The sequence below is a fragment of the Photorhabdus cinerea genome (assembly GCF_011189575.1).
Taxonomy (GTDB): Bacteria; Pseudomonadota; Gammaproteobacteria; order Enterobacterales; family Enterobacteriaceae; genus Photorhabdus; species Photorhabdus cinerea.
The window spans coordinates 46,064-71,246 of record NZ_PUJW01000014.1 but is presented as its reverse complement, the minus strand read 5'-3'; the positions used below and the strand labels follow the sequence as shown (position 1 = coordinate 71,246).

The 25,183-nt window shown below is 42.9% G+C and carries 23 protein-coding genes; 16 read left to right on the top strand and 7 right to left on the bottom strand.

Annotated features, from left to right (window positions below; genetic code table 11):
• Nucleotides 1-59 precede the first annotated feature (59 nt).
• Entirely contained in the window at nt 60-1,397 is a 1,338-nt protein-coding gene (gene fadL / locus C5469_RS14430; protein ID WP_166307963.1) for a long-chain fatty acid transporter FadL, read from the bottom strand.
• Between the two features lie 353 nt (nt 1,398-1,750).
• Between fadL and C5469_RS14425 the strand changes: the two genes are divergently transcribed.
• From C5469_RS14425 to sixA, 4 genes are all read left to right on the top strand, one after another.
• Nucleotides 1,751-2,032: a YfcZ/YiiS family protein gene (locus C5469_RS14425; protein ID WP_166307960.1), complete on the top strand. Its 282-nt coding sequence runs from the start codon at nt 1,751-1,753 to the stop codon at nt 2,030-2,032.
• Nucleotides 2,033-2,448: 416 nt separating this feature from the next.
• Complete coding sequence (fadI, locus tag C5469_RS14420; protein WP_166307957.1) at nt 2,449-3,759, top strand: acetyl-CoA C-acyltransferase FadI; 1,311 nt, start codon at nt 2,449-2,451, stop codon at nt 3,757-3,759.
• On the top strand, nt 3,759-5,942 hold the full coding sequence (gene fadJ / locus C5469_RS14415) for a fatty acid oxidation complex subunit alpha FadJ (RefSeq protein WP_166307954.1): 2,184 nt from the start codon (nt 3,759-3,761) through the stop codon (nt 5,940-5,942). The genes fadI and fadJ overlap by 1 nt, the downstream gene beginning before the upstream one ends.
• 224 nt (nt 5,943-6,166) lie before the next feature.
• A complete protein-coding gene (sixA, locus tag C5469_RS14410) occupies nt 6,167-6,649 on the top strand; it encodes a phosphohistidine phosphatase SixA (RefSeq protein ID WP_166307951.1) in 483 nt (160 codons plus the stop codon).
• 4 nt (nt 6,650-6,653) lie between these two features.
• Here sixA and smrB read toward each other — a convergent pair whose 3' ends face one another.
• The gene (smrB, locus tag C5469_RS14405) at nt 6,654-7,196 is read right to left on the bottom strand and encodes an endonuclease SmrB (protein WP_166307948.1); all 543 of its coding nucleotides are present in this window, start codon (nt 7,194-7,196) and stop codon (nt 6,654-6,656) included.
• 237 nt (nt 7,197-7,433) lie between these two features.
• On the opposite strand from smrB, the gene hutI reads away from it, so the two are divergent.
• The 11 genes from hutI to C5469_RS14350 all read left to right on the top strand — a co-directional run bounded on the left by hutI (nt 7,434) and on the right by C5469_RS14350 (nt 19,668).
• Nucleotides 7,434-8,672: an imidazolonepropionase gene (gene hutI / locus C5469_RS14400; RefSeq protein ID WP_166307945.1), complete on the top strand. Its 1,239-nt coding sequence runs from the start codon at nt 7,434-7,436 to the stop codon at nt 8,670-8,672.
• Nucleotides 8,673-8,689: 17 nt separating this feature from the next.
• The gene (gene hutG, locus C5469_RS14395; protein WP_166307942.1) at nt 8,690-9,646 is read left to right on the top strand and encodes a formimidoylglutamase; all 957 of its coding nucleotides are present in this window, start codon (nt 8,690-8,692) and stop codon (nt 9,644-9,646) included.
• 106 nt (nt 9,647-9,752) lie between these two features.
• Nucleotides 9,753-10,484, top strand: coding sequence for a histidine utilization repressor (gene hutC / locus C5469_RS14390; protein ID WP_339414429.1), 732 nt, complete (start codon nt 9,753-9,755; stop codon nt 10,482-10,484).
• 445 nt (nt 10,485-10,929) lie between these two features.
• Nucleotides 10,930-12,609, top strand: a complete 1,680-nt coding sequence (gene hutU / locus C5469_RS14385) for a urocanate hydratase (RefSeq protein WP_166307939.1) — start codon at nt 10,930-10,932, stop codon at nt 12,607-12,609.
• Nucleotides 12,610-12,617: 8 nt separating this feature from the next.
• Nucleotides 12,618-14,162, top strand: coding sequence for a histidine ammonia-lyase (gene hutH, locus C5469_RS14380; protein ID WP_166307936.1), 1,545 nt, complete (start codon nt 12,618-12,620; stop codon nt 14,160-14,162).
• Nucleotides 14,163-14,247: 85 nt separating this feature from the next.
• On the top strand, nt 14,248-15,636 hold the full coding sequence (locus C5469_RS14375; RefSeq protein WP_166307933.1) for an amino acid permease: 1,389 nt from the start codon (nt 14,248-14,250) through the stop codon (nt 15,634-15,636).
• A 183-nt stretch (nt 15,637-15,819) separates the two neighbouring features.
• Nucleotides 15,820-16,752: a 50S ribosomal protein L3 N(5)-glutamine methyltransferase gene (prmB, locus tag C5469_RS14370; RefSeq protein WP_166307930.1), complete on the top strand. Its 933-nt coding sequence runs from the start codon at nt 15,820-15,822 to the stop codon at nt 16,750-16,752.
• A gap of 68 nt (nt 16,753-16,820) precedes the next feature.
• On the top strand, nt 16,821-17,906 hold the full coding sequence (aroC, locus tag C5469_RS14365; RefSeq protein ID WP_166307927.1) for a chorismate synthase: 1,086 nt from the start codon (nt 16,821-16,823) through the stop codon (nt 17,904-17,906).
• Nucleotides 17,907-17,993: 87 nt separating this feature from the next.
• Nucleotides 17,994-18,794 (top strand): sulfite exporter TauE/SafE family protein, encoded by an 801-nt coding sequence (locus C5469_RS14360; RefSeq protein WP_166307924.1) that lies wholly within the window; start codon nt 17,994-17,996, stop codon nt 18,792-18,794.
• Between the two features lie 22 nt (nt 18,795-18,816).
• Nucleotides 18,817-19,368 carry an elongation factor P hydroxylase gene (locus tag C5469_RS14355; protein WP_166307921.1) on the top strand — a complete coding sequence of 184 codons (552 nt, stop codon included), beginning with the start codon at nt 18,817-18,819 and terminating at the stop codon, nt 19,366-19,368.
• A gap of 21 nt (nt 19,369-19,389) precedes the next feature.
• Nucleotides 19,390-19,668, top strand: coding sequence for a YfcL family protein (locus tag C5469_RS14350; protein ID WP_046973529.1), 279 nt, complete (start codon nt 19,390-19,392; stop codon nt 19,666-19,668).
• A gap of 110 nt (nt 19,669-19,778) precedes the next feature.
• Here C5469_RS14350 and C5469_RS14345 read toward each other — a convergent pair whose 3' ends face one another.
• From C5469_RS14345 to C5469_RS14330, 4 genes are all read right to left on the bottom strand, one after another.
• Nucleotides 19,779-20,003, bottom strand: coding sequence for a type II toxin-antitoxin system RelE/ParE family toxin (locus tag C5469_RS14345; protein ID WP_339414425.1), 225 nt, complete (start codon nt 20,001-20,003; stop codon nt 19,779-19,781).
• Nucleotides 19,990-20,289 (bottom strand): type II toxin-antitoxin system RelB/DinJ family antitoxin, encoded by a 300-nt coding sequence (locus tag C5469_RS14340; protein ID WP_166307918.1) that lies wholly within the window; start codon nt 20,287-20,289, stop codon nt 19,990-19,992. The genes C5469_RS14345 and C5469_RS14340 overlap by 14 nt, the downstream gene beginning before the upstream one ends.
• A 126-nt stretch (nt 20,290-20,415) precedes the next feature.
• Nucleotides 20,416-22,452, bottom strand: a complete 2,037-nt coding sequence (gene mnmC, locus C5469_RS14335; protein WP_166307915.1) for a bifunctional tRNA (5-methylaminomethyl-2-thiouridine)(34)-methyltransferase MnmC2/FAD-dependent 5-carboxymethylaminomethyl-2-thiouridine(34) oxidoreductase MnmC1 — start codon at nt 22,450-22,452, stop codon at nt 20,416-20,418.
• Nucleotides 22,453-22,619: 167 nt separating this feature from the next.
• A complete protein-coding gene (locus C5469_RS14330; protein ID WP_166307912.1) occupies nt 22,620-23,231 on the bottom strand; it encodes a LysE family translocator in 612 nt (203 codons plus the stop codon).
• Between the two features lie 201 nt (nt 23,232-23,432).
• Between C5469_RS14330 and C5469_RS14325 the strand changes: the two genes are divergently transcribed.
• Complete coding sequence (locus C5469_RS14325) at nt 23,433-23,897, top strand: Lrp/AsnC family transcriptional regulator (protein WP_166307909.1); 465 nt, start codon at nt 23,433-23,435, stop codon at nt 23,895-23,897.
• Nucleotides 23,898-24,276: 379 nt separating this feature from the next.
• Here C5469_RS14325 and C5469_RS14320 read toward each other — a convergent pair whose 3' ends face one another.
• Nucleotides 24,277-24,822 carry a hypothetical protein gene (locus C5469_RS14320; protein WP_166307906.1) on the bottom strand — a complete coding sequence of 182 codons (546 nt, stop codon included), beginning with the start codon at nt 24,820-24,822 and terminating at the stop codon, nt 24,277-24,279.
• Between the last annotated feature and the right edge of the window lie 361 nt (nt 24,823-25,183).

Below are 25,183 nucleotides of genomic sequence, written 5' to 3'. Positions count from 1 at the left end.
ACTTCATAAATAAAAAGGATAGCTGTAGAGCGCTATCCTTTTTTGAGAACTACATTTGATTAGAATGCATAGTTGAAGTTCACACCATATAACCAGGCAGAACCTTTTGCATCAAATTCATATGTGTAAGGCAGTTTTTCAGACAATTTCTCTTTAACTGTGACTTTCTGTCCATGCATATAAGAAACACCTACGTCCAGAGACATGTCTTTATTAAATGCGTAGGTTGCGCCAGCACTTAGCCAAAAACGGTCTTGATCCGGAATAGAGATAGAACGGTTTTCAGCAGGAATCGGGCTGTCATCAAAGGCGATACCAGTACGGAATGTCCAGTTATCATCGTGATAATAAGTTGTACCTAAAGCAATACGATAGGCATCTTTGAAGCCTTCATGTTTACTAAACAGAACTGCGCCATCTTTATTTCTGGTCCCTTTCAGTTCATTAAACTCACTCCAGCCTGTATATGCCAGGCTATAGTGGATAGCCCATTTAGGTGCTACGCGGTTGTAACCAGAAACTTCCCAGATGTCCGGCAAATTGAGGTCTAATTTACCGCCAATAGTTTGACCACCGGTGGCAGGTAAGGATATTCCTGCGTTCTGAAGTATTGCCCCTAGCTGGACGGGAATGTCATTTTTATAGTCACCGTTTTTAAATTTGACTTTAACTTTAGAACGGTAAGTCAGGCTGTAGCGGTTATTTTCATCCACTTCATACATGATGCCCGCGTTCCAGCCATAGCCCCAATCTTTACCTTCCAGATTAGAAACTTCATCTGTTGGTTTGATAAGACCTTTTAGTTGAGGGGCTTTCATCGCCAGAATGTCTGACAGAGCGCCCGCATGACGGACGACTGTTGCATCAGCATAAATAGCGTTAAGTCCTAAACCAAAGCTGAAATTATCGTTTAGTCGATAAGCTCCGCTCAGGTTGAAGTTCAATGTTGTTAGGTCAGTTTTACCACCGATAGGGCCTGCGTCGTAGTTATTGCTAAAATCAGTAGCCAGACCAAAGTTAGTGGTGACTGAAGTACCAACAAACCATTGATCATCAATAGGCATAATAAAATGTAGGTTAGGTATCCAAGCTACTGGCGCAATATTTTTAGCGTTGGTACTTTTACCCGTCACTGGGGATTTACCTGTAATATCAACATCTGGGTTGATATAGACGGCACCAATAGAAAAGGATGGGCGATCAAACAGGGTCATCGCTGCTGGGTTACGGCTTCCTACCGTTGCGTTATCAGCAACAACGCCTTCCCCGGAAAAAGCTCGGCCTAAAGCCGAAGTAGAAAATTCATTTAACTGGAAACCAGCGGCACCCGCGTTGGATGAGATTAGAGCCACTGCAACCGCTAATGCTGAACGGGTGAACAGGTTTTTCTGGTTCATGACCAAAACCCTCTTGTTTATTATTTAACTATGCCACTTAACTTAGCAAGGAGCGCAGGATTGTAGAGTCGGTTTGTCTTCATGACAAATCAGACCAGTGGTGAAGTATAGGTCTGACATCTGTTGGTGTTGCAAGAGTGTTTTTAAAATATGTCCAAATTGATATCAAAAACGCGACTCAGTTAACAAAAAAATGATTTTAGGTGTTAATAAAAACGTTTGGAAATAAATTTTTGAAATCAGATTTCAATAGGATAAATATACTTATAAAGAGTAAGTGATTAGTTTTCCTATGATGAGAGGAATAAAATATTAAGATGCGTGATTAATATTTGGAGAATGGAGTATGACGAATGAAATGTAGTGCAGAAGAGACGGTTGCTTGCTGCTGCGTAGATGTAGGTGCGGTGATAGATAATACAGACTGCATCGTATCTTACCAGCATGTTTTTGCTGATAAGCAGGAAGTAGAAACAATGCTTAACACTTTGATTGAAAGAGCAAAGTCTATTGAATCAGAACCTTGTGTTATTAATCATAAAATTGAGCCAGTTGATGGAGGGATTCAACTAATTGCTGATTTCGTTTTCTGTTGCCAGGCAGAAGCACTAATTTTCCAGTTGGGATTGCGTTAATCCAAGGGCTGGTTTTCTCCGCTGTCTTAAGTAGATAGCGGAGGTATTTCACTGAGTCCCTCCTTCTCGTTATTTATTTTTTTACTGTTTGCAAAGATGTTCGAAGAGGCATTGAGATCATTTAGACATTAAATAAATTAAAGTTGCGCTTGCTCTCATTTTTAATTTATTCAGGTTTGCTATTTATAGACATTACGCTAACAATGATCTATCAGGTCAGACCTGTCCAGGTTGGTTAAAAAAATTTTTCAGTAATTTGATGTATACCCAATAGATTTCAAATTGCAGCGCGGCGGCAAGTGAACGCATCCCCAGGAGCATAGATAACGATGTGACTGGGGTAAGTGAAAGCAGCCAACAAAGCAGTAACTTGAAGGATGAAGGGTATAGTTGATAATAATCTTTCAGGAGCCGTTATGAGTCGTCCTTTAACAAAAGTGACACAGCAAGGTGATCGTATCGCAATTGTCAGCGGGCTACGCATTCCATTTGCTAAACAGGCAACATCGTATCACGGCATACCGGCTGTGGATTTGGGTAAATCAGTGGTCAGTGAACTGGTAGCCAGGAGTGGTTTACTCCCTGAAAAGATTGACCAATTGGTGTTTGGACAAGTGGTGCAAATGCCTGAGGCACCGAATATTGCCCGTGAAATCGTTCTTGGTACTGGGTTAAGTGTGAATACAGATGCTTACAGTGTATCCCGTGCATGTGCGACTAGTTTCCAGGCGATTACTAACGTGGCGGAAAGCATTATGGCAGGTACGGTGAATATCGGAATTGCGGGTGGAGCGGATTCTTCTTCTGTATTGCCGATTGGTGTAACTAAATCTCTTGCTCGTACTCTTGTTGATATGAATAAAGCGAAAACTTTATCACAGCGCCTTAAGCTACTTAGCCGCCTCAAATTTCGTGACTTATTGCCTGTATCTCCGGCAGTAGCGGAATATTCGACAGGTCTGCGTATGGGAGATACCGCAGAACAAATGGCGAAGACCTACCGTATCAGTCGGGAAGATCAGGATGCGTTGGCACACCGTTCCCATATTCTTGCAGCAAAAGCTTGGGAACAGGGTTTGTTGGCTGATGAAGTCATGACGGCCCATTTCCCTCCATATCGTGAAGCATTGCTTGAAGATAATAATATTCGTAAAAATTCCGTATTAACTTCTTATGCGAAGTTGCGTCCGGCATTTGACCGCAAGTATGGTACTGTTACCGCGGCAAACAGTACACCGCTGACAGATGGTGCAGCAGCAGTCATTTTGATGCGTGAGTCTGTGGCTAAAGTGTTGGGAATAAAACCGCTTGGTTACCTGCGTAGCTATGCATTCTCAGCTATTGATGTCTGGCAAGATATGCTATTGGGGCCATCGTATGCGACACCGATAGCGCTCGATCGTGCCGGTATTACACTAAAAGATCTAACTTTAATTGATATGCATGAAGCTTTTGCTGCTCAGACATTGGCAAACTTGAAAATGTTTGCCAGTGATGAATTTGCCCGAAATAAATTAGGGCGCACTCAAGCGATTGGTGAAGTTGATATGGATAAATTTAACGTCTTAGGTGGTTCAATTGCTTATGGGCACCCGTTCGCAGCAACAGGAGCTCGCATGGTGACGCAGGTATTGAATGAGTTGCGGCGCCGTGGAGGAGGGCTTGGGTTGACAACTGCTTGTGCTGCTGGTGGGTTGGGCACAGCTATGGTATTGGAGGTGGAATAATGACTCAGTCTCAGCATGATGCTGCAACCATCACTATGGATACAAAACAGGCGGTTTCTGTTTTCAATTTTGATGTCAGGCCGGATAAAATCGGCGTTATCACTATTGATGTGCCAGGAGAAAAAGTAAATACGCTGAAAGCAGAATTTGTTGATCAATTTCTGAATGTTTTCAAACAAGCTCAGCAGTCTTCTGGCCTTAAAGGATTAATATTGATTTCCGGTAAACCGGATACTTTTATTGCCGGTGCTGATATTTCCATGATTGCCGGGTGTAAAACCAAAGAAGAAGCACAAGATCTGGCTGAAAAGGGTCAGAAATTATTTTCTCAAATAGCCAATTATCCTTTGCCTGTTGTAGCGGCAATTCATGGTGCTTGTTTGGGGGGCGGTTTGGAATTGGCGCTGGCGTGTCATTGGCGTATATGTTCACTGGATGATAAAACCCGTCTTGGATTACCTGAAGTTCAGCTTGGGTTATTACCTGGTTCAGGTGGTACTCAGCGATTACCGAGACTTATTGGTGTCAGTTCGGCGCTGGATATGATCCTGACAGGTAGGCAATTAAGAGCGAGACAGGCATTACGGCTGGGAGTCGTGGATGATGCTGTGCCATTAGATATTTTGCTGGAAGTTGCTGTTGAAAAAATCAAAAAAGGCATTCCTGTGCGTAAGTCTTTACCGTGGCAACAGCGGTTATTGGTAGGGCCTGTAGGAAGATACTTTTTGTTTAATATCGTTCGTAAAAAAACACTGGCGAAAACTCGTGGGCACTATCCTGCACCTGAACGAATTATTGAGGTTGTCAAAGAAGGTCTTGAAAAAGGCATGAACCAAGGTTTACGGGCCGAAGCAATGGCATTTGGTGAACTAGCAATGACACGGGAATCAGCTGCTTTACGTAATCTGTTTTTTGCTGCAACGTCATTAAAAAATGAGACAGGCTCATCAGAAAAACCGGCAAAAATCGAACGTGTTGGCATATTAGGTGGTGGTTTGATGGGGGGGGGAATTGCGAATGTAACCGCTACCCGAGGTAAATTACCCGCGCGTATCAAAGATATTAATGAAAAGGGTATTAGTCAGGTACTGAAGTACACTTGGGATTTGTTGTCCAAGAGAGTGAAGCAAAAGCGATTACGTCCGGCAGAACGGGCTAAGCAAATGATGCTTATTTCAGGAACAACGGATTATCGTGGTTTCGAACAGGTGGATATTGTTGTTGAGGCGGTATTTGAAGATTTATCACTGAAACAACAGATGGTGGCAGAAATTGAAGCGAATGCCAAACCAGAAACGGTATTTGCATCTAATACATCTTCGCTTCCTATCCATCAGATTGCTGAAAAAGCTCAACGACCAGAGCAGGTTATTGGTCTACATTATTTCAGCCCGGTAGATAAAATGCCTCTGGTGGAAGTTATTCCGCATCAAGGAACCAGTGAGAAAACGATTGCTACAGCAGTTGCTTTGGCTAAGAAGCAAGGTAAAACCGCTATTGTGGTCGGTGATAAAGCCGGATTTTATGTAAACCGTATCCTTGTTCCTTATATCAGTGAGGCATCAAATTGTCTGGTAGCAGGAGAGCCAATTGATCATATAGATAAGGCACTAGTTAATTTTGGTTTTCCAGTAGGGCCAATTAATTTATTAGATGAAGTAGGAATTGATGTTGGCACCAAAATTATGCCGATTTTGGTAGAGCAACTAGGGGCACGTTTTGCGGCGCCTGAATCGCTTAATGCTGTACTGAAAGATGGCCGCAAAGGTAGGAAAAATGGTCGTGGCTTCTATTTATATACATCAGAATCCAGAAAATCTTGGCGGATTGGGAAAAAAGGTAAAAAAGTTGATAGTTCAGTTTATGCCTTGCTGAATATAAAACCTGAATCTCGTATGCTTTCTTCAGAAATTGCTCAGCGTTGTGTGATGCTGATGCTTAATGAAGCCGTGCGTTGTTTGGATGAAAGGGTTATCAGAAGTCCGCGTGATGGTGATATTGGTGCGGTATTTGGTATAGGTTTTCCACCATTCTTTGGTGGTCCATTCCGCTATATTGATAGCCTTGGTTGTGCCAGAGTGGTGGAAATTCTACGCAAGTTGGAAAGTCAGTATGGAGATAGATTCGTACCTTGTGATCGTTTGGTGAAAATGGCTGAACAGAATAAAAATTTCTATCCATAGTAACCTATACATTGCATTTGTGAAGAAATCGATGCCGGCGCCATATTGGAGCGCCGGCATCATCTTTAGGACGGCTCAGGGCGGAGAGCAGTCACAGCAGGATGCTCATTCACTATATACTGAAATGTTTTTGTGATAACAATTTTTGTTGTATAACTCATGTGGCAATTACTGATATTTATTATTAGTAAGATAACTATGTTAACTCATTCATACGGTGGATTATGCAAGTTTTTATTATGCGTCATGGTGAAGCAGCTTTAGATGCAATCAGCGATTCAGCCCGGCAACTCACTTTCCGCGGCTGTAATGAATCACAAGAAATGGCTCGTTGGTTGGCACAGAAGGAGCCTAAGATTGATCTGGTATTAGTGAGTCCTTATATCCGTGCTGAGCAGACGTTACAGGTTGTTCGTAAATCTTTATCATTACCGGTTGGTGAAGAAGTGTTGCCGGGGTTAACGCCATCAGGTGATGCTGCTATGGTCAATAGCTATCTACAGGTTATTGCTGAACAAGGGCATAATGCCGTTTTGATTGTCTCTCATTTACCGTTAGTTGGTTATTTGGTTGCTGAGCTCTGCCCAGCAGAGACTCCACCGATGTTCGCAACATCTGCAATTACATGTGTGGATTTAAACAGCCAGACGGGTAAAGGCACGCTTGTCTGGCAGGTCAGCCCATCACAATTGGCAGCAAGGGCCTGATAATTCAGCGACGTATAGGCTCATCAAGTTCGACAAGTATTAATAATGCGGCGTTACCTCCCCATTCCTTTGGTGCTTGATGGAAGGCCATAATATCTGGGTGTTGGGCTAGCCACAGTGGAGTTTGTTGTTTGAGAATATGTTTCCCATGACCGTGCATGATGCAGGCACAATAGACATGTTCACGGCGGCAAGCAGCGATTAGTGCACCAATTTCCTGCTTGGCCTGCATTTGTGTTAACCCGTGTAAATCAAGAAACAGTTCTGGCGAATAATCACCTCGGCGTAGTTTTTTCAGTTCGTAATGGCTTACATTTCCCCGTATGTAACGGGTAGGGCCTTCTGTATCAAGATTGGGCTGGAATTCATCAGAAAAATAGTAGCTGGCATCAATTTGCTCTTGCTGTACTCGCTCAGGGGTAATATGGCTGGCTTTTTTTCTTATGGGAGGATGTAAGACAGTATCCTGGTTCATGCGTTTGATACCTGCTACCGACTCTTTAAACAAGTTAATCTCTTCCTCATTCAGGGAATGTTTATTTTTCATCATTGCTCAATTAATCAAACTATTTTGTGACAAGTGTACGGTATCTTTTTAACTGTTTAACCTGATTATGTCTAATAGAACCTGGTTTTGCCTGATTTATTGACTGAAAATGCGGAGTAAGAAGCTATGTTCAGGTAGTCAACGAAATAATTTGACAATTACTGTTGGTTAGAAAATAAATGTATATACAACTAATGGCCTGAGCTATCAGATACAGACAAATACAGGATTCTAAACATGACAATAGAACTGCGTGATACTGATGTCGTCTGGCGTAACGCTAGACTGGCAACAATGGACCCTTCTATCAATGCAGCTTACGGATTATTAAAAGAACATGATCTTCTGGTACGTGATGACAAAATTTTAGCTATTTTTCCCACAGCAACATTACAGACGGGTAGCTGTCAGGTAATTGATGTCCAACAACGCCTGATTACCCCCGGTTTAATCGATTGTCACACTCATTTAGTTTTTGGTGGTAACCGGGCTTATGAATGGGAGCAGCGTTTAAATGGTATGTCCTATGCTGAACTCAGTGCGCAGGGAGGGGGTATCAATGCGACAGTTTCAGCAACCCGAACCAGTTCTCTTGAACAACTTGGACACTCTGCCCAGCAGCGTTTGGCTGCATTTATGGCTGAAGGCGTAACCACTATTGAGATTAAATCGGGTTATGGATTAGATCTGGAAAATGAAGAAAAATTGCTACAGGTTGCACGAAACTTGGGGAAATATAATCCGATAGAAATCAGCGCGACATTGCTCGCTGCTCATACTTGCCCGCCTGAATATAAACACAATCCTGATGCCTATATAGATCTGATTTGTGAAATTATCCTGCCGCAACTTTGGCGAAAACAGCTGTTTGACGCAGTAGACGTTTTTTGTGAAAGCGTAGGGTTTAATTTAGCGCAAACCGAGCGGCTTTTTCAGGAAGCACAGCGCTGGGGCATTCCAGTAAAAGGACATGTGGAGCAATTGTCCAATTTGGGAGGGAGTGAACTGGTCGCTCGTTATCACGGTCTTTCAGTTGATCATATTGAATATTTGGATCAGGCAGGAGTGGAAGCTCTTAGCCACAGTGGTACGGTTGCTGTTTTGCTTCCCGGCGCTTTCTACTTTTTGCAGGAAACGCAGCACCCGCCTGTCGATTTATTACGACAATTTAATGTACCGATAGCTGTATCTACGGATTTTAATCCTGGAACCAGCCCATTTGCTTCTCTGCGTATGGCGATGAATATGGCTTGCGTGCAATTTGGGCTGACTCCTGAAGAGGTATGGTTAGGTGTTACTCGACATGCCGCTCGTGCATTGGGTAGAGGAAATAGTCACGGACAGCTACGCGCGGGTGCTTATGCTGATTTTATTGTTTGGGATGCAGAAAATCCTGTCGATATTTTCTATGAGTTAGGCCATAACCCGCTGAATACCAGGGTATTTCGTGGTGCTATTGCTCATTCCAATATATAGCAGATAAGGAGCAGTAAATGAATTTATGGCATGCTACTTTGCCTACTATTTGGCAAGGGCGAAATGATTTGGCAGAAGCGGATAATGCACTGCGGATTTTTCAAACGATCAAACAATCTCCCTATTTTACACCGGAAGAATTTTCTCACCATATTGCACTACTGGGGTTTGAATGTGATGAAGGTGTAAAACGCAATCAGGGTAGGCCGGGGGCCAATCAAGGCCCTGATTATTTGCGGCGGTCATTGGCAAATATGGCTAGTCATAAAGGGCATGACAGATTGGTGGACTTGGGAAGTATTCGCGCCAATCCTAATCAATTGAGTGAGGCACAACAAGCCTTGGCTGATGCAATTATTCAATGCCAACATCAGCATGTGCGCACTCTGGTGCTGGGTGGTGGACATGAAACGGCTTTCGCTCATGGTGTTGGAATTTATGATGCTTTTCCACATCAACGCGTTGGTATTATTAACTTTGATGCTCATCTTGATTTACGGCGGTCATTGCAACCCACTTCCGGTACACCATTTCGTCAGCTCGCCGAGTATTGTCAGCAACACCACCGACCGTTTCACTATACTTGCATTGGCGCCAGTTTGGCATCTAATACCCAAGCATTGGTGGATGAAGCAAGCCACTTGAATGTTAAGATCATCTGGGATAATCAGTGTAGTGAAACCGAACTGGACAAAATACAACAGCAGATACAAGATACACTTCAGCAAGTTGATTTGATTTACATGACAATCGATCTGGATGTATTACCTGCTTATCAGATGCCAGCAGTTTCTGCGCCGGCAGCACTCGGGCTACCATTGGAACTCCTTCTGCAATTGATTCAGCCAATCTGTCAGAGTGGGAAATTACAAGCGGCTGATCTGGTTGAACTCAATCCAATATTTGATATTCAAGGGATAGGCGGGAAAGCAGCAGCGCGTCTTGCTTGGCAATTAGTGCATTGGTGGTATTGATTGTCTAAAATAACAGTACTATTGTGCTGTTATTTTTTGGTAAAGATAGCCTGATAAAATTAGTGTAATTAATCACTTACATTTTTATAGCGACAAGGAATTTATTGTGACGACACATTTATCAGGATCATTTGCCAAACCTATACCTTTATATGCCAGAGTAAAACAATCCATTATCGAAAAAATCTATACCGGTGAATGGAAATCTAATGATCGTGTTCCATCAGAAGCTGAGTTGGTTAAGCAATTTAACTGTAGCCGTATGACCGCCAACCGTGCGTTGCGTGAATTGACTGCTGAAGGGCTATTAGTACGGCTGCAAGGGGTGGGATCTTTTGTCGCTGAGCCAAAAGGGCAATCCGCACTGTTCGAAATCCACAGTATTGCTGATGAGATCTCATCCCGTTCTCATCAGCATCGCTGTAAAATATTAAAGTTATCAGAGCTGAACGCTAACGTAAAACAAGCTGCCGAATTGGATATTATCGCCGGCACGCCGATTTATCAGTCAGTTATTGTCCATTATGAAAACGATATTCCGGTTCAGATAGAAGATCGTTACGTCAATGTTCAAGCGGTTCCTGGCTATTTGCAGCAAGACTTCACCAAACTGACTCCGCACGATTATTTGTCAATGATTGCACCGCTAACGGAAGGTGAACATATTGTAGAGGCTATTGCTGGTGATCCCCGGTCCTGTAAATTATTGCAGATTGAGTCGGGGGCTCCTTGTTTATTAATTAGTCGCCGAACTTGGTCAACTCATTACACCGTTTCCAGTGCCAGGCTGCTATTTCCCGGTAATCGCTATAAATTGAAAGGACGTTTCAGTTCATAGCTATACCATGTTTTTAGCAAGAAGCGCTGTAAACTCTTATCTAATAGAGGTTGCTGCTAAAGATATATGTCTTAACTTCAAATGTAGACCCTTATAACCACATTCATACGATGACTGATGCCCTTAATTGTTTACATGGAGCATCAGTTTGTCACGACTCAGAACTTGCCTGTGTATTGGTGACAAACCAAACAAAATCTTTCCTTCCTTAAATTATATTTTTGTAAAATTAATGTAAACAAATTGTGATTATAAACACAAAAATAAGAAAAATATTACTTCTTGATAATAAAAAAGAAATAATATTAACAAATTGATTTATAAGAAAATAATAACAATAAACTCATAAATATATCATTTTAGCTAACAGTTTGGTCTATTGAATATACATGTATATACAACTATACATTTAACAAATATACAAAGACAAACAAGGAGCCAAACCGTGACCGCCCAGAAAAGTAAATTTCGTAATGTTGATATCCGGGCACCCAGAGGAACGAAATTAACCGCTAAAAGTTGGTTAACCGAAGCTCCTCTGCGTATGTTAATGAATAATCTTGATCCGGAAGTGGCTGAGAATTCGCATGAATTGGTGGTGTATGGCGGTATTGGTCGAGCTGCCAGAAATTGGGAATGCTATGACAAGATTGTTGAAACACTGAAAAAACTGGAAGACGATGAAACTCTGCTAATTCAGTCAGGCAAACCGGTTGGGGTATTTAAAACCCATAAAAATGCACCTCGGGTACTGATTGCAAACTCGAATCTGGTACCGCACTGGGCTACCTGGGAGCATTTCAACGAGTTGGATGCGAAAGGGCTGGCTATGTACGGTCAAATGACGGCGGGTAGCTGGATCTACATTGGCAGTCAGGGGATTGTGCAAGGCACTTATGAAACGTTCGTGGAAGCTGGCCGGCAGCATTATAACGGTAATTTACAAGGGCGTTGGGTGCTAACCGCTGGTTTGGGTGGTATGGGGGGAGCACAACCGCTGGCTGCAACATTAGCCGGAGCCTGTTCGTTGAATATTGAATGCCAACAAAGCCGGATCGATTTCCGCCTGCGTACTCGTTATGTTGATGAACAAGCGAAAGATTTGGATGATGCACTGGCTCGGATTGAAAAATACACTCAGGAAGGCAAAGCCATCTCTATCGCATTGTGCGGTAATGCTGCTGAAATCTTGCCAGAAGTAGTTCGTCGTGGTGTACGTCCGGATTTGGTCACTGACCAGACAAGTTCACACGATCCTCTCAACGGCTATCTGCCAAAAAACTGGAGTTGGGAAGAATATCGCCAACGTGCTATTTCAGCACCAGCAGAAGTTATCGAAGCAGCAAAATTTTCGATGGCAGAACATGTTAAGGCGATGTTGACTTTCCAGCAATGGGGTATTCCTGTTTTTGATTACGGCAACAATATTCGCCAAATGGCGTATGAGGTTGGTGTAGAAAATGCCTTCGATTTTCCTGGTTTTGTTCCTGCTTATATTCGCCCGTTATTCTGCCGTGGTATTGGCCCCTTCCGCTGGGTAGCACTTTCTGGCGATCCACAGGACATCTACAAAACTGACGCCAAAGTTAAAGAATTGCTCCCCGATGACAAACATTTGCATCGCTGGCTGGATATGGCAAGGGAACGCATTAGCTTTCAGGGATTGCCCGCTCGTATTTGCTGGGTTGGTTTAGGGGAACGAGCCAAGCTGGGGTTAGCTTTTAATGAAATGGTACGCAGTGGTGAACTTTCTGCGCCTATTGTCATTGGGCGCGACCATCTGGATTCCGGTTCTGTCTCCAGCCCGAATCGCGAAACCGAATCTATGCGTGATGGCTCTGATGCAGTTTCAGATTGGCCGCTGTTGAATGCTTTGCTTAACACTGCTAGCGGTGCTACTTGGGTTTCTCTGCATCATGGCGGTGGTGTTGGTATGGGTTTCTCACAACATGCCGGTATGGTGATTGTTTGTGATGGAACTGATGAAGCCGCTGAGCGTATAGCCCGGGTACTACACAACGATCCAGCTACCGGAGTTATGCGTCATGCCGATGCAGGTTATGAAATCGCTATCCATTGTGCCAAAGAGCAAGGATTAGATTTGCCGATGCTCAATACAAAATAAGGAACATTATGAAACAGTTAACTATTTACCCAGGCAAATTGACCCTTGATGAATTACGTCAGGTTTATCTACAACCGGTAAAAATAACGCTGGATAGCCAGATTTTTCCTGCTATTGAACGTAGCGTGGAATGTGTTAATGCTATTCTTGCTGAAAATCGCACTGCTTACGGAATTAATACCGGATTCGGACTATTAGCCAGTACACGGATTGAAGAAGATAATTTAGAAAAACTACAACGTTCGCTTGTCGTGTCTCATGCTGCTGGGATAGGTGAAGCGTTGGACGATAATATGACCCGGTTGATCATGGTATTGAAGATTAACAGTCTTTCCCGTGGTTACTCTGGTATTCGTCTTGAAGTTATTCAGGCATTAATTGCATTAGTTAATGCGGAAATTTATCCTCATATTCCCTGTAAAGGATCGGTGGGAGCTTCTGGTGATTTGGCACCGTTGGCACATATGAGCTTGTTATTACTTGGGGAAGGGCAGGCTCATTATCAGGGAGAGTGGTTGCCAGCTAAAGAAGCTCTGGCAAAAGCCAATTTACAACCCATTACATTGGCAGCTAAAGAAGGCTTGGCATTGCTCAATGGTACTCAAGTATCTACGGCTTTTGCTTTACGTGGATTATTTGAGGCAGAAGATCTGTTAGCGGCAGCAATAGTTTGCGGTTCTTTATCTGTAGAAGCGGCGTTGGGTTCTCGCAAACCATTTGATGAGCGTGTACATGCCGTACGGGGGCAACAGGGACAGATTGACGTTGCTACATTGTATCGTTATGTATTAGAAAAAAGCAGTGAACTATCAGATTCTCATATAAATTGCCCCAAGGTACAAGATCCTTATTCATTACGTTGTCAGCCACAGGTCATGGGAGCTTGTTTGACTCAATTGCGTCATGCTGCCGATGTTATCCTGATTGAAGCTAATGCCGTATCTGATAACCCATTGGTATTTGCTGAACAAGGTGAAGTAATTTCTGGTGGTAACTTCCATGCCGAACCTGTTGCAATGGCGTCTGATAATCTGGCGCTGGTATTGGCAGAAATAGGTGCATTATCAGAACGGCGGATTGCGTTGTTGATGGATTCGCATATGTCACAGCTTCCTCCTTTTCTGGTTGATAACGGTGGTGTGAATTCGGGCTTTATGATTGCTCAGGTGACGGCGGCGGCGCTTGCCAGTGAAAATAAAGCGTTGGCCCACCCTGCTAGTGTTGACAGTTTACCGACTTCGGCCAATCAGGAAGATCATGTCTCAATGGCCCCGGCTGCTGGGCGTCGTTTATGGGAGATGGCAGAAAATACCAGGGGTATTCTGGCAATTGAATGGCTATCTGCCTGTCAGGGAATCGATTTTCGGAATGGTCTGAAAAGTAGCCCAGTTCTGGAAAAAGCGCGCCGTATTCTGCGGGAAAAGGTAGATTATTACGATCAAGATCGTTTTTTTGCGCCGGATATTGCTGCTGCTGTACAACTATTGGCTGAGCAACACCTTTCCTCACTACTTCCTTCTGGACAGATATTACAGATTAAAAATAATCGTTAAATAAGCCGATGGCCGGCTTCTGTCCGGCCTGATTGTTGCATTTATATTTCATAAAACCCAATAATAAAAGATAAGAGGGTAAATCATGCAAGCCTCACTACAACTAGAACGAGGACTCAACGCCCGTCATATTCGGTTCATGGCGTTGGGTTCTGCAATTGGCACGGGTCTTTTCTATGGTTCTGCTGAAGCAATAAAAATTGCAGGTCCGGCGGTATTGTTAGCTTATTTAGTAGGAGGTGCCGCGGTTTTTATGGTCATGCGCGCTCTGGGAGAGATGGCGGTCCATAAACCGGATGCCGGTTCTTTTGCCAGCTACGCTCATCAATACCTGGGTCCGTTATCGGGATTTATTACTGGCTGGACTTATACTTTCGAAATGATCATAGTTTGTCTGGCCGATGTAACTGCTTTCGGTATTTATATGGGACTGTGGTATCCAGAAGTACCGCGTTGGATATGGGTACTCAGTATTATTTTCATTATTGGCGCGCTTAATCTTTGTAAAGTCAAAGTATTTGGCGAAATGGAATTCTGGTTGTCGATTCTGAAAGTAGCAGCGATCAGCGCAATGATTATTGCTGGGGCAGGTATTATTTTATTTGGTTTTAGCGGTCATTTTCAGGCAACTGGAGTACAGAATCTGTGGCAACACGGCGGATTTATGCCTAATGGATTTGGTGGCGTTATTGAGTCTTTAGCCGTCGTTATGTTTGCTTTCGGTGGTGTTGAAATCATCGGTATCACATCTAGTGAAGCCAAAAATCCGGCGAAAATGATCCCGCAAGCGATTAACTCTATCCCGCTGCGTATTCTACTGTTCTATGTACTGACTATTTTTGTATTGATGGCAATTTACCCCTGGAGCAGCATCGGTCAGGAAGGCAGTCCATTTGTTGCAATATTTCAGGGATTGGGAATTAGTTCGGCGGCGAATATTCTAAATATTATCGTTATTACCGCTGCGATTTCGGCTATCAACAGTGATATTTTTGGTGCAGGTCGTATGATGTACGGCATGGCTGAGAAAGGGTTAGCGCATAAAAAATTTATGAATCTAAGCCGTAATGGTGTGCCTTGGGTGACTATCATGATTATGACGCTGGCGCTGTTGTGTGCTGTCGTACTTAATTACTTGCTCCCTGAACAGGTGTTCGTAATCATTGCTTCGATTGCCACTTTTGCTACGGTGTGGGTCTGGTTAATGATTTTGCTCTCTCAATTTGCTATGCGTAGAAAGATGTCACCAGAAGAAGCACAAAAATTACAATTTCCAGTACCGATGTGGCCTGTTGCACCGATACTGACTATTGTGTTTATGGTATTTATTATTGCTATTCTCAGTTATTTCCCAGATACACGAATCGCATTCTATGTGGGTGGAATATGGATACTCTTGTTAACCGCGGTCTATTATTTATGGATACGGCACAATGTAACCGCCGTTACCCCTCGGTCTGCTAAGAAAATATGATATAAATTATGTAGAAATCGTCTTATTTACTCACTCATAAGACGATTTCCACAGAATGGCTCAAAATCTGCAATAAAATACCTGCACTAAAATTCTATGTCATTAGCCTGATATGAAAGCTGATTTGTCTCAGTGATCGTGGCAAACTAACGGGTCAATGAGTTTACAGGGTTGGAGGGGCTTTTGGACAAGATTTTTATCGATGAGGCAGTGGCTGAATTATATACTATTAAGGATATGTTGCGCTGGTCTGTCAGCCGGTTTAATGCGGCGAATATTTATTACGGACACGGTACAGATAATCCATGGGATGAAGCGCTGCAACTGGTTCTTCCATCGCTATTTCTGCCGCTGGATATTCCACAGGAAATGTTGACAGCGCAATTAACATCAACTGAGCGTCATCGTATTGTCGAGCGGGTTATTCGCCGTATTAATGAGCGTATTCCTGTTGCTTATTTGACTAATCGGGCATGGTTCTGTGGTCATGAATTTTATGTTGATGAGCGGGTTCTGGTGCCGCGTTCACCGATTGGTGAATTGATTAATAATGAGTTTGCAGGATTGATCCCTGACGAACCGGCAAATATTCTTGATCTCTGCACCGGTAGCGGTTGTATTGCCATTGCTTGTGCCTATGCTTTCCCGGAAGCGGAAGTCGATGCAGTGGATATTTCCGCAGATGTGCTGGCAGTAACTGAACAGAATATTCAGAATCACAATCTTGAACACCGGGTTATTCCTATCCGTTCTGATCTATTCCGTGATATGCCACCTGTTAAATATGACCTTATCGTCACTAATCCGCCTTATGTCGATGCTGAAGATATGAGCGATTTACCGCAAGAGTTCCGTTGTGAGCCTGAGTTAGGTCTGGCGGCGGGTTCCGATGGTTTGAAACTCGCACGCCGTATTTTGGCAACTGCCCCAGATTTTCTGACAGAGCAGGGTGTACTGATTTGTGAAGTTGGTAACAGTATGGTGCATTTGATAGAACAATATCCGGATGTGCCATTTACCTGGTTGGAGTTTGAATACGGTGGTGACGGTGTATTTATGATGACGCGCCAGCAACTCGTCGAACATCATGAGCATTTTCGTTTATTCAAAGACTGATAGTTGGATGAGTTGTTATTGCTGTTTGTCGGGTTAAATAAAAGAACAATTAACAGGAAGGAATTGGGATGGCTGGAAATAGTATCGGGCAATTTTTCCGGGTCACCACTTTTGGCGAATCCCACGGTTTGGCGTTGGGATGTATTGTCGATGGTGTACCGCCGGGTATTGCAATCACAGAAGCCGATTTACAAGTTGATTTAGACAGGCGTCGCCCGGGAACTTCCCGCTATACAACGCAGCGTCGTGAGCCGGACCAAGTTCGTATTCTTTCGGGGGTATTTGAAGGGGTAACAACCGGCACCAGTATCGGTTTACTCATTGAAAATACGGATCAGCGTTCTCAGGATTACAGTGCTATCAAAGATGTGTTTCGTCCGGGGCATGCCGATTACACTTATGAACAAAAATATGGTGTTCGCGACTATCGCGGTGGTGGCCGTTCTTCTGCTCGAGAAACGGCAATGCGTGTAGCAGCAGGTGCAATAGCGAAAAAATATCTACTGGATAAATATGGCATTCGTATCCGTGCTTACCTGAGCCAAATGGGAAATATCCATTGCGAATTGAAAGATTGGGGACAGGTGGAACAAAACCCATTCTTCAGCCCTGATGAGACCAAACTTGAACAACTTGATGCCTTGATGCGTGAATTGAAAAAAGCCGGTGATTCCATTGGTGCGAAAGTAACGGTTGTGGCAGAAAATGTTCCGGCTGGATTGGGAGAGCCTGTTTTCGACCGCCTTGATGCTGATATTGCTCATGCGCTGATGAGTATTAATGCAGTAAAAGGTGTTGAAATTGGTGATGGCTTCGGTGTGATCAATTTACGTGGCAGCGAAAACAGGGATGAAATTACAGCTCAAGGGTTCACCAGTAATCATGCGGGTGGAATTCTTGGTGGCATCAGCAGTAGCCAGCTAATTGTTGCTCGTATTGCGCTAAAGCCAACATCCAGCATCATGGTGCCGGGCAAAACGATTAACCGTCAGGGTGAAGAGGTGGAAATGGTGACTCGTGGCCGCCATGATCCTTGTGTTGGCATCCGTGCAGTACCGATTGCAGAAGCAATGATGGCTATTGTTCTGATGGATCATTTATTACGCCAGAGAGCACAGTGTACTGATGTCGAATCCAGACTTCTTGGTTGGTGAGTGAAGGATGAAGCTAGCCTTGAAAATCCCGGATGGTGAAATGGGTAGCTTAATGTTGATAAGCAATTTCTTTTGATGGGATAAAGTATGGATTGGTTATTATCAGGGGTGGAAGTTTATGGTCTGCTCTTTCTGGTTGCGGTGATTGCTGGATTTATTGACTCGATTTCTGGTGGTGGTGGTTTGCTAACCATTCCTGCATTGTTATCGGTGGGTGTCTCTCCGGTTCAGGCATTGGCGACAAATAAGTTACAGGCAGTGGGAGGTTCTTTCTCTGCTAGTCTCTATTTTGTCCGTTATGGTGCGGTTGATCTCAAGTCTCAGCGCTTTGCCATACTGATGACACTGTTTGGCTCAATGACTGGTGCAATAATTGTCCAGTTTATGAAACCAGATTTCCTCAGTCAGCTATTACCGGTTCTGGTCATTATTATTGGTCTGTATTTCCTTTTGACTCCGGCAATTGGCATGGAAGATCGCCATCGTCGCTTAACTCCGGTAGCATTTGCCTGTCTTATCGGGGGTGGATTGGGTTTATATGATGGTGTATTTGGCCCCGGTGTTGGCTCATTTTATGCGTTAGCTTACGTTGCCCTGTGCGGCTATAACCTGGCGAAATCTACAGCTCATGCCAAGGTATTGAACTTTGCTTCTAACATAGGTTCACTGGTGCTTTTTATCCTTGGTGGTCAGGTTTTATGGGTATTGGGTCTGGTGATGCTGGCAGGGCAGGTGATTGGCGCACGGTTGGGCGCAAGTTTGGTTTTGACACATGGTCAAAAACTTATTCGCCCTATGATTGTAACTATCTCTTTTTTGATGAGTATTAAATTACTGAATGATAATCACGGCGATACAATCCGTACTTGGCTGGCATTTTATTTTTGATTCAGGATTTTGTTTTTAATTCATGACAACGCATAACTATCAACAACTTATTGATATTTTTAATCGCTGTTTTGGCGAAGAATACAACACACGTTTAGTCAAAGGTGATGACGAACCTATTTATCTGCCAGCGGATGAAGAGACTCCTTATAACCGAATTGTATTTGCTCATGGCTTCTATGCCAGTGCGTTGCATGAGATTGCTCATTGGTGCATTGCGGGTAGAGAGCGCAGGAAATTAGTGGATTTTGGCTATTGGTATTGCCCAGATGGGCGTGATGCGCAGGCGCAAAGTGAATTTGAGAAAGTAGAAATTAAACCGCAAGCACTTGACTGGTTGTTTTGTACCGCCGCAGGTTTTCCGTTTAATGTCAGTTGTGACAATCTTGAAGAGGATTTTGAGCCTGATAGATTGACTTTTCAACGTAAAGTTCATGCTCAGATTATGGACTACTTAGCAGAAGGGATACCTGTAAGAGCGGAGTGCTTTATTCAGGGACTGCAATCGTTCTACAATACGTCCCCATTGAAAGCGGAACACTTTCCTTACCCGGAAGATCTATTCGCAGAATAAAACTGAATTTGAGGAAAAATGATGCTCGCTGAGTTTGAAACGCGTATTTTAGCGCAAATTGATGACATGGTAGATCACGCCAGTGATGATGAGTTATTTGCTGGTGGTTATCTCCGCGGGCATCTTACTTTAGCGGTGGCAGAGTTGGAGCAGGAAGGTGCTCATACGGCTGAACAGCTTCATGATCGTGTTGAAAAAAGTATCCAAAATGCGATTAAAGCTGGGGAATTGGCGCCACCGGATCAGATTCTGGTTCTCCATACCTGGCAGCGCCTGTTAGACAATGCTAAAACTCAATAATTTTATTAAGGGGCAGAAAACGAACTGTGCTACCAAAATTTATATGAATATCTAACGTTTGGCAGTGCAGTTCGTCAGAATCAGAGGCTCAATAGCGATTTTTATTCTTTCTATGTTTGCTTTTCGTTGCTTTTATCCCGTTTGATGGTGGCCATTGTTGTGAGGTGTGTAGTACCCGTAGGATAACCACCGTGTGGGCGTTCTGGTAGTGTTGCCACCTTATTCTCTATTGCGTTTTTTAACTGTTGAGCTGCATGGAGATTATCGTCAGATATGTAATCAATAATTGTCAACAAGTCAGCTCTGGCTGTTTCCCTCCATTCAAGAGTTAGCACGAAGTTTCCTTTCAATTAATTCTTGGGCTTCATCCATTACTTGCTGATGTGGGACAGGTTGGCGTGTATCGTCGAGTGCTTCTTGCACTTTAGCGAAAAACCAAGCATCGTAAGTTTCCGTATCAGCGGTGAAACCAGCGGGTAACGCACCATCTTTGGCGACATGGGTTAGCAGGATGCGTACAGCATCCGATATGGTTAGACCTAAATTAGCGAGTGTTTTTGTTGCATCGGCCTTGAGTTTATTGTCTACACGAACGTGTAGCATTGATGTTTGAGCAGCCATTTTTTTATCCTCCGCTTATCAGATTTCATTATGTATCTCATTTGAGAGCTATGTGCAAGAGCTAGGATATATTAAATTACATTACCAAAATTCATATGAATATCTAACGTTTGGCAGTGCAGCTCCTTAATGGCTTTTCAATTTACGGCCTTTCAGCAGCTTTCTGATCCAAAAACGGTTTGGATGAAGGGCCGTCAGTGTTTCATTATCCAGTGGTAATGGTTCATCAAAGATTTGTCCGGCAAGGATTTCTGCACCTAATGGTGCTGAGCATAATCCACGGGAACCTAATGCTCCGATAATAAATAGATTGGAATAATAGGGAGCGTTTGTGATTGATTTCCCTGTACGGATTTGTTCTGGTAGATCTTGATAATCTGCCATTATTTCATTGAAATTCGGCGCATTTCCTACCATTGGCATATGGTCACGAATAACGCAGCGAATACCCTGACGGGATTGTTTAGTAGAAACATCAACCTGATTTACCCATTCGGCATCAGGTAAACATTTCAGCAATCGATCTCGGTTTTCCTGTTGTTCCATTTCAGAATATTCGTCATCAAGCCGATGACGTTGATAACTGGCGCCGATGCAGTGGTGTTGATTGGTTGGATTAGCCGGTGTCATATAACCATCATAGCAAAGCACATTTTTTAATTTACTCAATTCTGTCGTTGTCGGAATATGGCTGACTTGACCGCGAACGGCAGTTACCGGCAGTTTCTCGGTTTGTTCAAATTGGGGGAGATGGTGGCCATTGGCAATAACGACCACTTTATGATGCCTGTTTAAGGGTTGCCCTTGATACATTAGATGTAGTTGCCAACTGTCTTTGTTGCGGCCAAGAGCGGTAATTTCATGATTAAAAAGACAAATCATCCCTTGTTGTTGTGCTAATTCTGTTGCTGCTCTGGTCAATTCAGCCGGACATAGCCATCCACCCTGTGGATAATGAATACCGTGGTAATTAACATCCAGCCCGCATTTTTCACTCAACTGGTGACAATTCATGCCAATAGCGAGTTCATTCGGCCATTCTGTTGTCAAAATTTTCTCAATTTTCCTGCTACTTTTTTCGTCATAAGCAAGCTGGCTGACACCACACCATTGATGGTCAAAATTGATCCCCTGTGCTGATAGCAACTCATACTGGCGGCGAGCAAAAGTAAATGCAGAGGTAAAGAATTTTTCGAGTCCGTCATTACTGCCGTTTAATAACGGGTAAAGTGCTCCTTGACGATTACCAGATGCACCTTGTGCTGGAAATTCATCCTGACAATAAAGCGTAACACGTGCTCCACGACGCAGTAGCGTAAGAGCGGTGAAAACACTGGCAATGCCTCCGCCGATAATGGCGATATCATCTGTACGGCTTGCGGCTGGACGGGCAAACCACGGTGCAGGCAATGATTGACATTTTTGGGTTGCCAGGGTTCCAGTCAGCATTTCCCTTTTGCGACCAAATCCTTTGACTTTACTGACATCAAAACCAGCTTGTAGTAAACCACGACGGACAACGCCAGCAGAGGTAAAAGTTGCAAAGGTTCCGGCTGGCCGGGCAAATCTCGCCATAGCAGCAAATAGCTGTTCGTTCCACATTTGTGGGTTTTTGGCTGGGGCAAAACCATCTAAAAACCAAGCGTCTACCTTCCCGTAAAGGCTGGAATCCATGGTTGGTAACAGATCATTGATATCACCAAACCATAAATCCAGTGTGACAGTTCCATTTGCCATAATTAATCGGTGGCAGCCTGCTAGTGGTTGAGGCCATTGTTGGCAGAGTTGCTGAGAAAAAATGCCAAGTTCAGGCCAGCGTTGATGAGCTTGCCATAAATCACTGGTTTTTAGTGGGTATTTCTCAAAACTGATAAAATGCAGGTGTTGTAGTGGGGCGTCAGGGTGCTGTTGCCGAAATGCATCAAATGATTGCCAGAGTGTCAGAAAATTCAACCCTGTCCCGAAGCCGGTTTCTGCTATTACACAGTTAGAACGAGGATGAGTACAGAATCGTTGGGGAAATTGGTTGCCATTAAGAAATACATAACGGGTTTCCTCCAGTCCATCCTGATTTGAAAAGTAAACGTCATCAAATTGTGTTGAAATCGGGGTACCCTGATCATTCCAGCTTAGGGTTGCGGTACAGATGGCAGAATTTTTCACGGTAATGCCTGCAATGTTAATGATAATAACGCGATTTTAGCGAGGTTAAGCTTGATGCACCACCGGACAGAAAAAAAGATTGGAAATATGGTGATTTGATTAGTAGCCAGCACCTGTGTTTGGGTAGGTGCTGAATATTATCGGGGATCATACCAATAACTTGCTGTTCAGTTCTTGGCTAGATGACCGGCAGCCAGACATAAAAGTCCCCCAGCAATCCCTTCAACCCAGCGACGATGACAGTCGCTGAACGAGCCTTTTTGCCCCATACCGGCTATAACGATACCGATTAATCCATAAACCAGAGCGCAGGTGCTGATGAAAATTGCGGAAAGAATTATGGATTGGAGCGTATGGTTGCCATCAGCAATGATGAAGTTTGGCAGGATAGCAAAATAGACCAATAACCCTTTGGGATTCAGGAAACTGGTTAGGAAGCCTTTGGTCAGCAAGGTTTTGGCTGGTGAGGATGAGAAGATGATTTTGTTGGGGTGTATTGCTGAACGAAACATCTGAACCGCTAAATAGGCCAGGTAGACAACGCCGGCCCAGCGCATCACCTCGAACAGAATTGGTGAGGTTGCCACAATAGCGGTCACACCTAAAGCACCAAGAATGCCATGTAGACAATAGCCGGAGATGACCCCTGCATTGGCACGTAGAGCGGCTCTTTTTCCTGCGGATAGACCTTGAGATGCCACGAACATAATATCTGGCCCAGGGGTACAAATTAACGGTAATACAGTAGCGGCGAAGACTAAAAAATTTTCTAACTGCATGATTTTGCCTCCATATAATAAGAACATCTGAAGTACTGGATGAGTACTAATAAGTTGGGCAGGCTAGACGCTATAATTAATCTATAGAAATATATGAGTTGGTATTTTAAGCTAATTTTTATGATATTTTGTGTCTAATTTTTCACTATTAATAGTCATAGTGAAATTTGTATAATATATTTTTCGCTATAGTGGAATTGAATGCCAATGAAATTAGATAATATTGATAGACGTATTCTTCGTGCTTTGCAACGTGACGGCCGGCTCCAGAATGTCGAATTAGCTAAGGAAGTTGGTTTATCGCCATCCCCTTGCTTGCGGCGCGTACGGTTATTGGAAGAGGCGGGAGTCATCAAGCGCTATGTTGCAGTGCTTGATGGCTCGAAGATCGGAGCGGGTCTTTCATTGTTTGCCCGGATTTGGCTCAGGGCTCAGGATGCAGAGACGATTCAGCATTTTACTGATGCTATCCAAGAAATGCCTGAAATTGTGGAATGCCACTTAATGGCAGGAGAATGTGATGCGCTTCTGAGAATCGTTACCGAGGATCTCCACTCTTACCGCCGTTTCCATGCTGAACACCTAACTCGGATTGACAGTATTCAAAGCGTTAAGACCGAGGTACCGATGGAAACTGCTAAACTTACACATATGTTGCCAATATGAGTTGCTAGTCCATGCCTCTATGCGTGCACAGGCAAAGTATTGACAAGGGATATAGTTGTACTGGGCGGCATCCATTGTGATAAGGGGGATTCTTTCAGGGAAAGATATAATCTTTTATTCTATAAATTATTTACTTTCATACTAATATACTAACGCTATTTCTATCTCATAAAAAATATGAAAAACTTTCTCTCAGTATTTTTTCCTGAGATATTTCATCTAAGTTCCATTTAGTAGTAAGCATCTAAATGCTATTGAAAAATAAATAAAGACTCACATCACATATTGCACTTTATCATTAACAAGTTTCCTTAGTAATAGTAACGGTAAAATTTAATGAAAAGTAGAAAAAGCCCTACCAACGAAGTGAGTTTTATATTTATGAAGAAATATAAAGTTCACACAATTTTTTAAATTCCTTTGATAGTTTTTTCGTCAAATGTAAAGAAATTGTATCAATAATTAACATTACCTTGAATCTGGCTGCTTTTTCGTCACCTCCATTGTGTTTGACCTCTTTAATATAAAATGAACATAATTCACAAAATTCAGCCACTCTTTTTTCAAGGATATTTGAGTTTCTATCGATAAAATCATAATAGCGGTAATTATTAGCTCGTTTTAAGTTATCTGAATTTTTCATGGGTACTTGCGTAGGCGTTTTCTCTGAACTCAATCTAGAAACATCCTTATTATATTTTTTGCATATGAACTCTAATAACCGCTGATTTCTACTGGATATAATCATAATGAGACCATAAAGAGTGATGAATGCTCCAATTAAGAGGTGATTCTGTTGTGATGCAATCAGCCTAATGCTGTTAATTTTGCTACCGTATTGTGATGAAACGCTTGTGTCCATATTAAGAGCCACTAATATCCATATGATACCAACGTTTAATAGAAAATAACCAAGTACTCTCATTATTAATCCTCATTAAAATTAGTCGGTGGAATTACCCTAATTTAGCTAAGTCTTACAATGAACCTACTATTTGTATATTACATAGCATAATTACCATCATTTCGTATGTAAATGAATTAGAAAATATAACAGATATAGTAGCAGCGAGCATCATCATTGTTGCCTGTAATCCGATTTTCTCCTTTTTAAGAAGATGAAATGAAAAACAAAACAATAAGTAACAACATGGTTTGCTAAATAGATATAAAGTACCTATCTTTAATTAAACCAACTTAATGATCATTATTCATACGTTTGATGAATTTATAGGTATATTATTGATATTATTATCTTTTACCCGGTATTTGATAAAAATTGCTAG

Bases quoted from the DNA above. Each gene is read 5' to 3' on its own strand.
- C5469_RS14320 (WP_166307906.1), bottom strand. From the start codon at position 24,822: ATGAGAGTACTTGGTTATTTTCTATTAAACGTTGGTATCATATGGATA.
- C5469_RS14360 (WP_166307924.1), top strand. From the start codon at position 17,994: ATGGATTGGTTATTATCAGGGGTGGAAGTTTATGGTCTGCTCTTTCTG.
- sixA (WP_166307951.1), top strand. From the start codon at position 6,167: ATGCAAGTTTTTATTATGCGTCATGGTGAAGCAGCTTTAGATGCAATC.
- hutH (WP_166307936.1), top strand. From the start codon at position 12,618: ATGAAACAGTTAACTATTTACCCAGGCAAATTGACCCTTGATGAATTA.
- fadL (WP_166307963.1), bottom strand. From the start codon at position 1,397: ATGAACCAGAAAAACCTGTTCACCCGTTCAGCATTAGCGGTTGCAGTG.
- aroC (WP_166307927.1), top strand. From the start codon at position 16,821: ATGGCTGGAAATAGTATCGGGCAATTTTTCCGGGTCACCACTTTTGGC.
- smrB (WP_166307948.1), bottom strand. From the start codon at position 7,196: ATGAAAAATAAACATTCCCTGAATGAGGAAGAGATTAACTTGTTTAAA.
- hutI (WP_166307945.1), top strand. From the start codon at position 7,434: ATGACAATAGAACTGCGTGATACTGATGTCGTCTGGCGTAACGCTAGA.
- fadJ (WP_166307954.1), top strand. From the start codon at position 3,759: ATGACTCAGTCTCAGCATGATGCTGCAACCATCACTATGGATACAAAA.
- hutG (WP_166307942.1), top strand. From the start codon at position 8,690: ATGAATTTATGGCATGCTACTTTGCCTACTATTTGGCAAGGGCGAAAT.
- C5469_RS14340 (WP_166307918.1), bottom strand. From the start codon at position 20,289: ATGGCTGCTCAAACATCAATGCTACACGTTCGTGTAGACAATAAACTC.
- fadI (WP_166307957.1), top strand. From the start codon at position 2,449: ATGAGTCGTCCTTTAACAAAAGTGACACAGCAAGGTGATCGTATCGCA.
- C5469_RS14375 (WP_166307933.1), top strand. From the start codon at position 14,248: ATGCAAGCCTCACTACAACTAGAACGAGGACTCAACGCCCGTCATATT.
- C5469_RS14425 (WP_166307960.1), top strand. From the start codon at position 1,751: ATGAAATGTAGTGCAGAAGAGACGGTTGCTTGCTGCTGCGTAGATGTA.
- C5469_RS14350 (WP_046973529.1), top strand. From the start codon at position 19,390: ATGCTCGCTGAGTTTGAAACGCGTATTTTAGCGCAAATTGATGACATG.
- C5469_RS14330 (WP_166307912.1), bottom strand. From the start codon at position 23,231: ATGCAGTTAGAAAATTTTTTAGTCTTCGCCGCTACTGTATTACCGTTA.
- C5469_RS14325 (WP_166307909.1), top strand. From the start codon at position 23,433: ATGCCAATGAAATTAGATAATATTGATAGACGTATTCTTCGTGCTTTG.
- C5469_RS14355 (WP_166307921.1), top strand. From the start codon at position 18,817: ATGACAACGCATAACTATCAACAACTTATTGATATTTTTAATCGCTGT.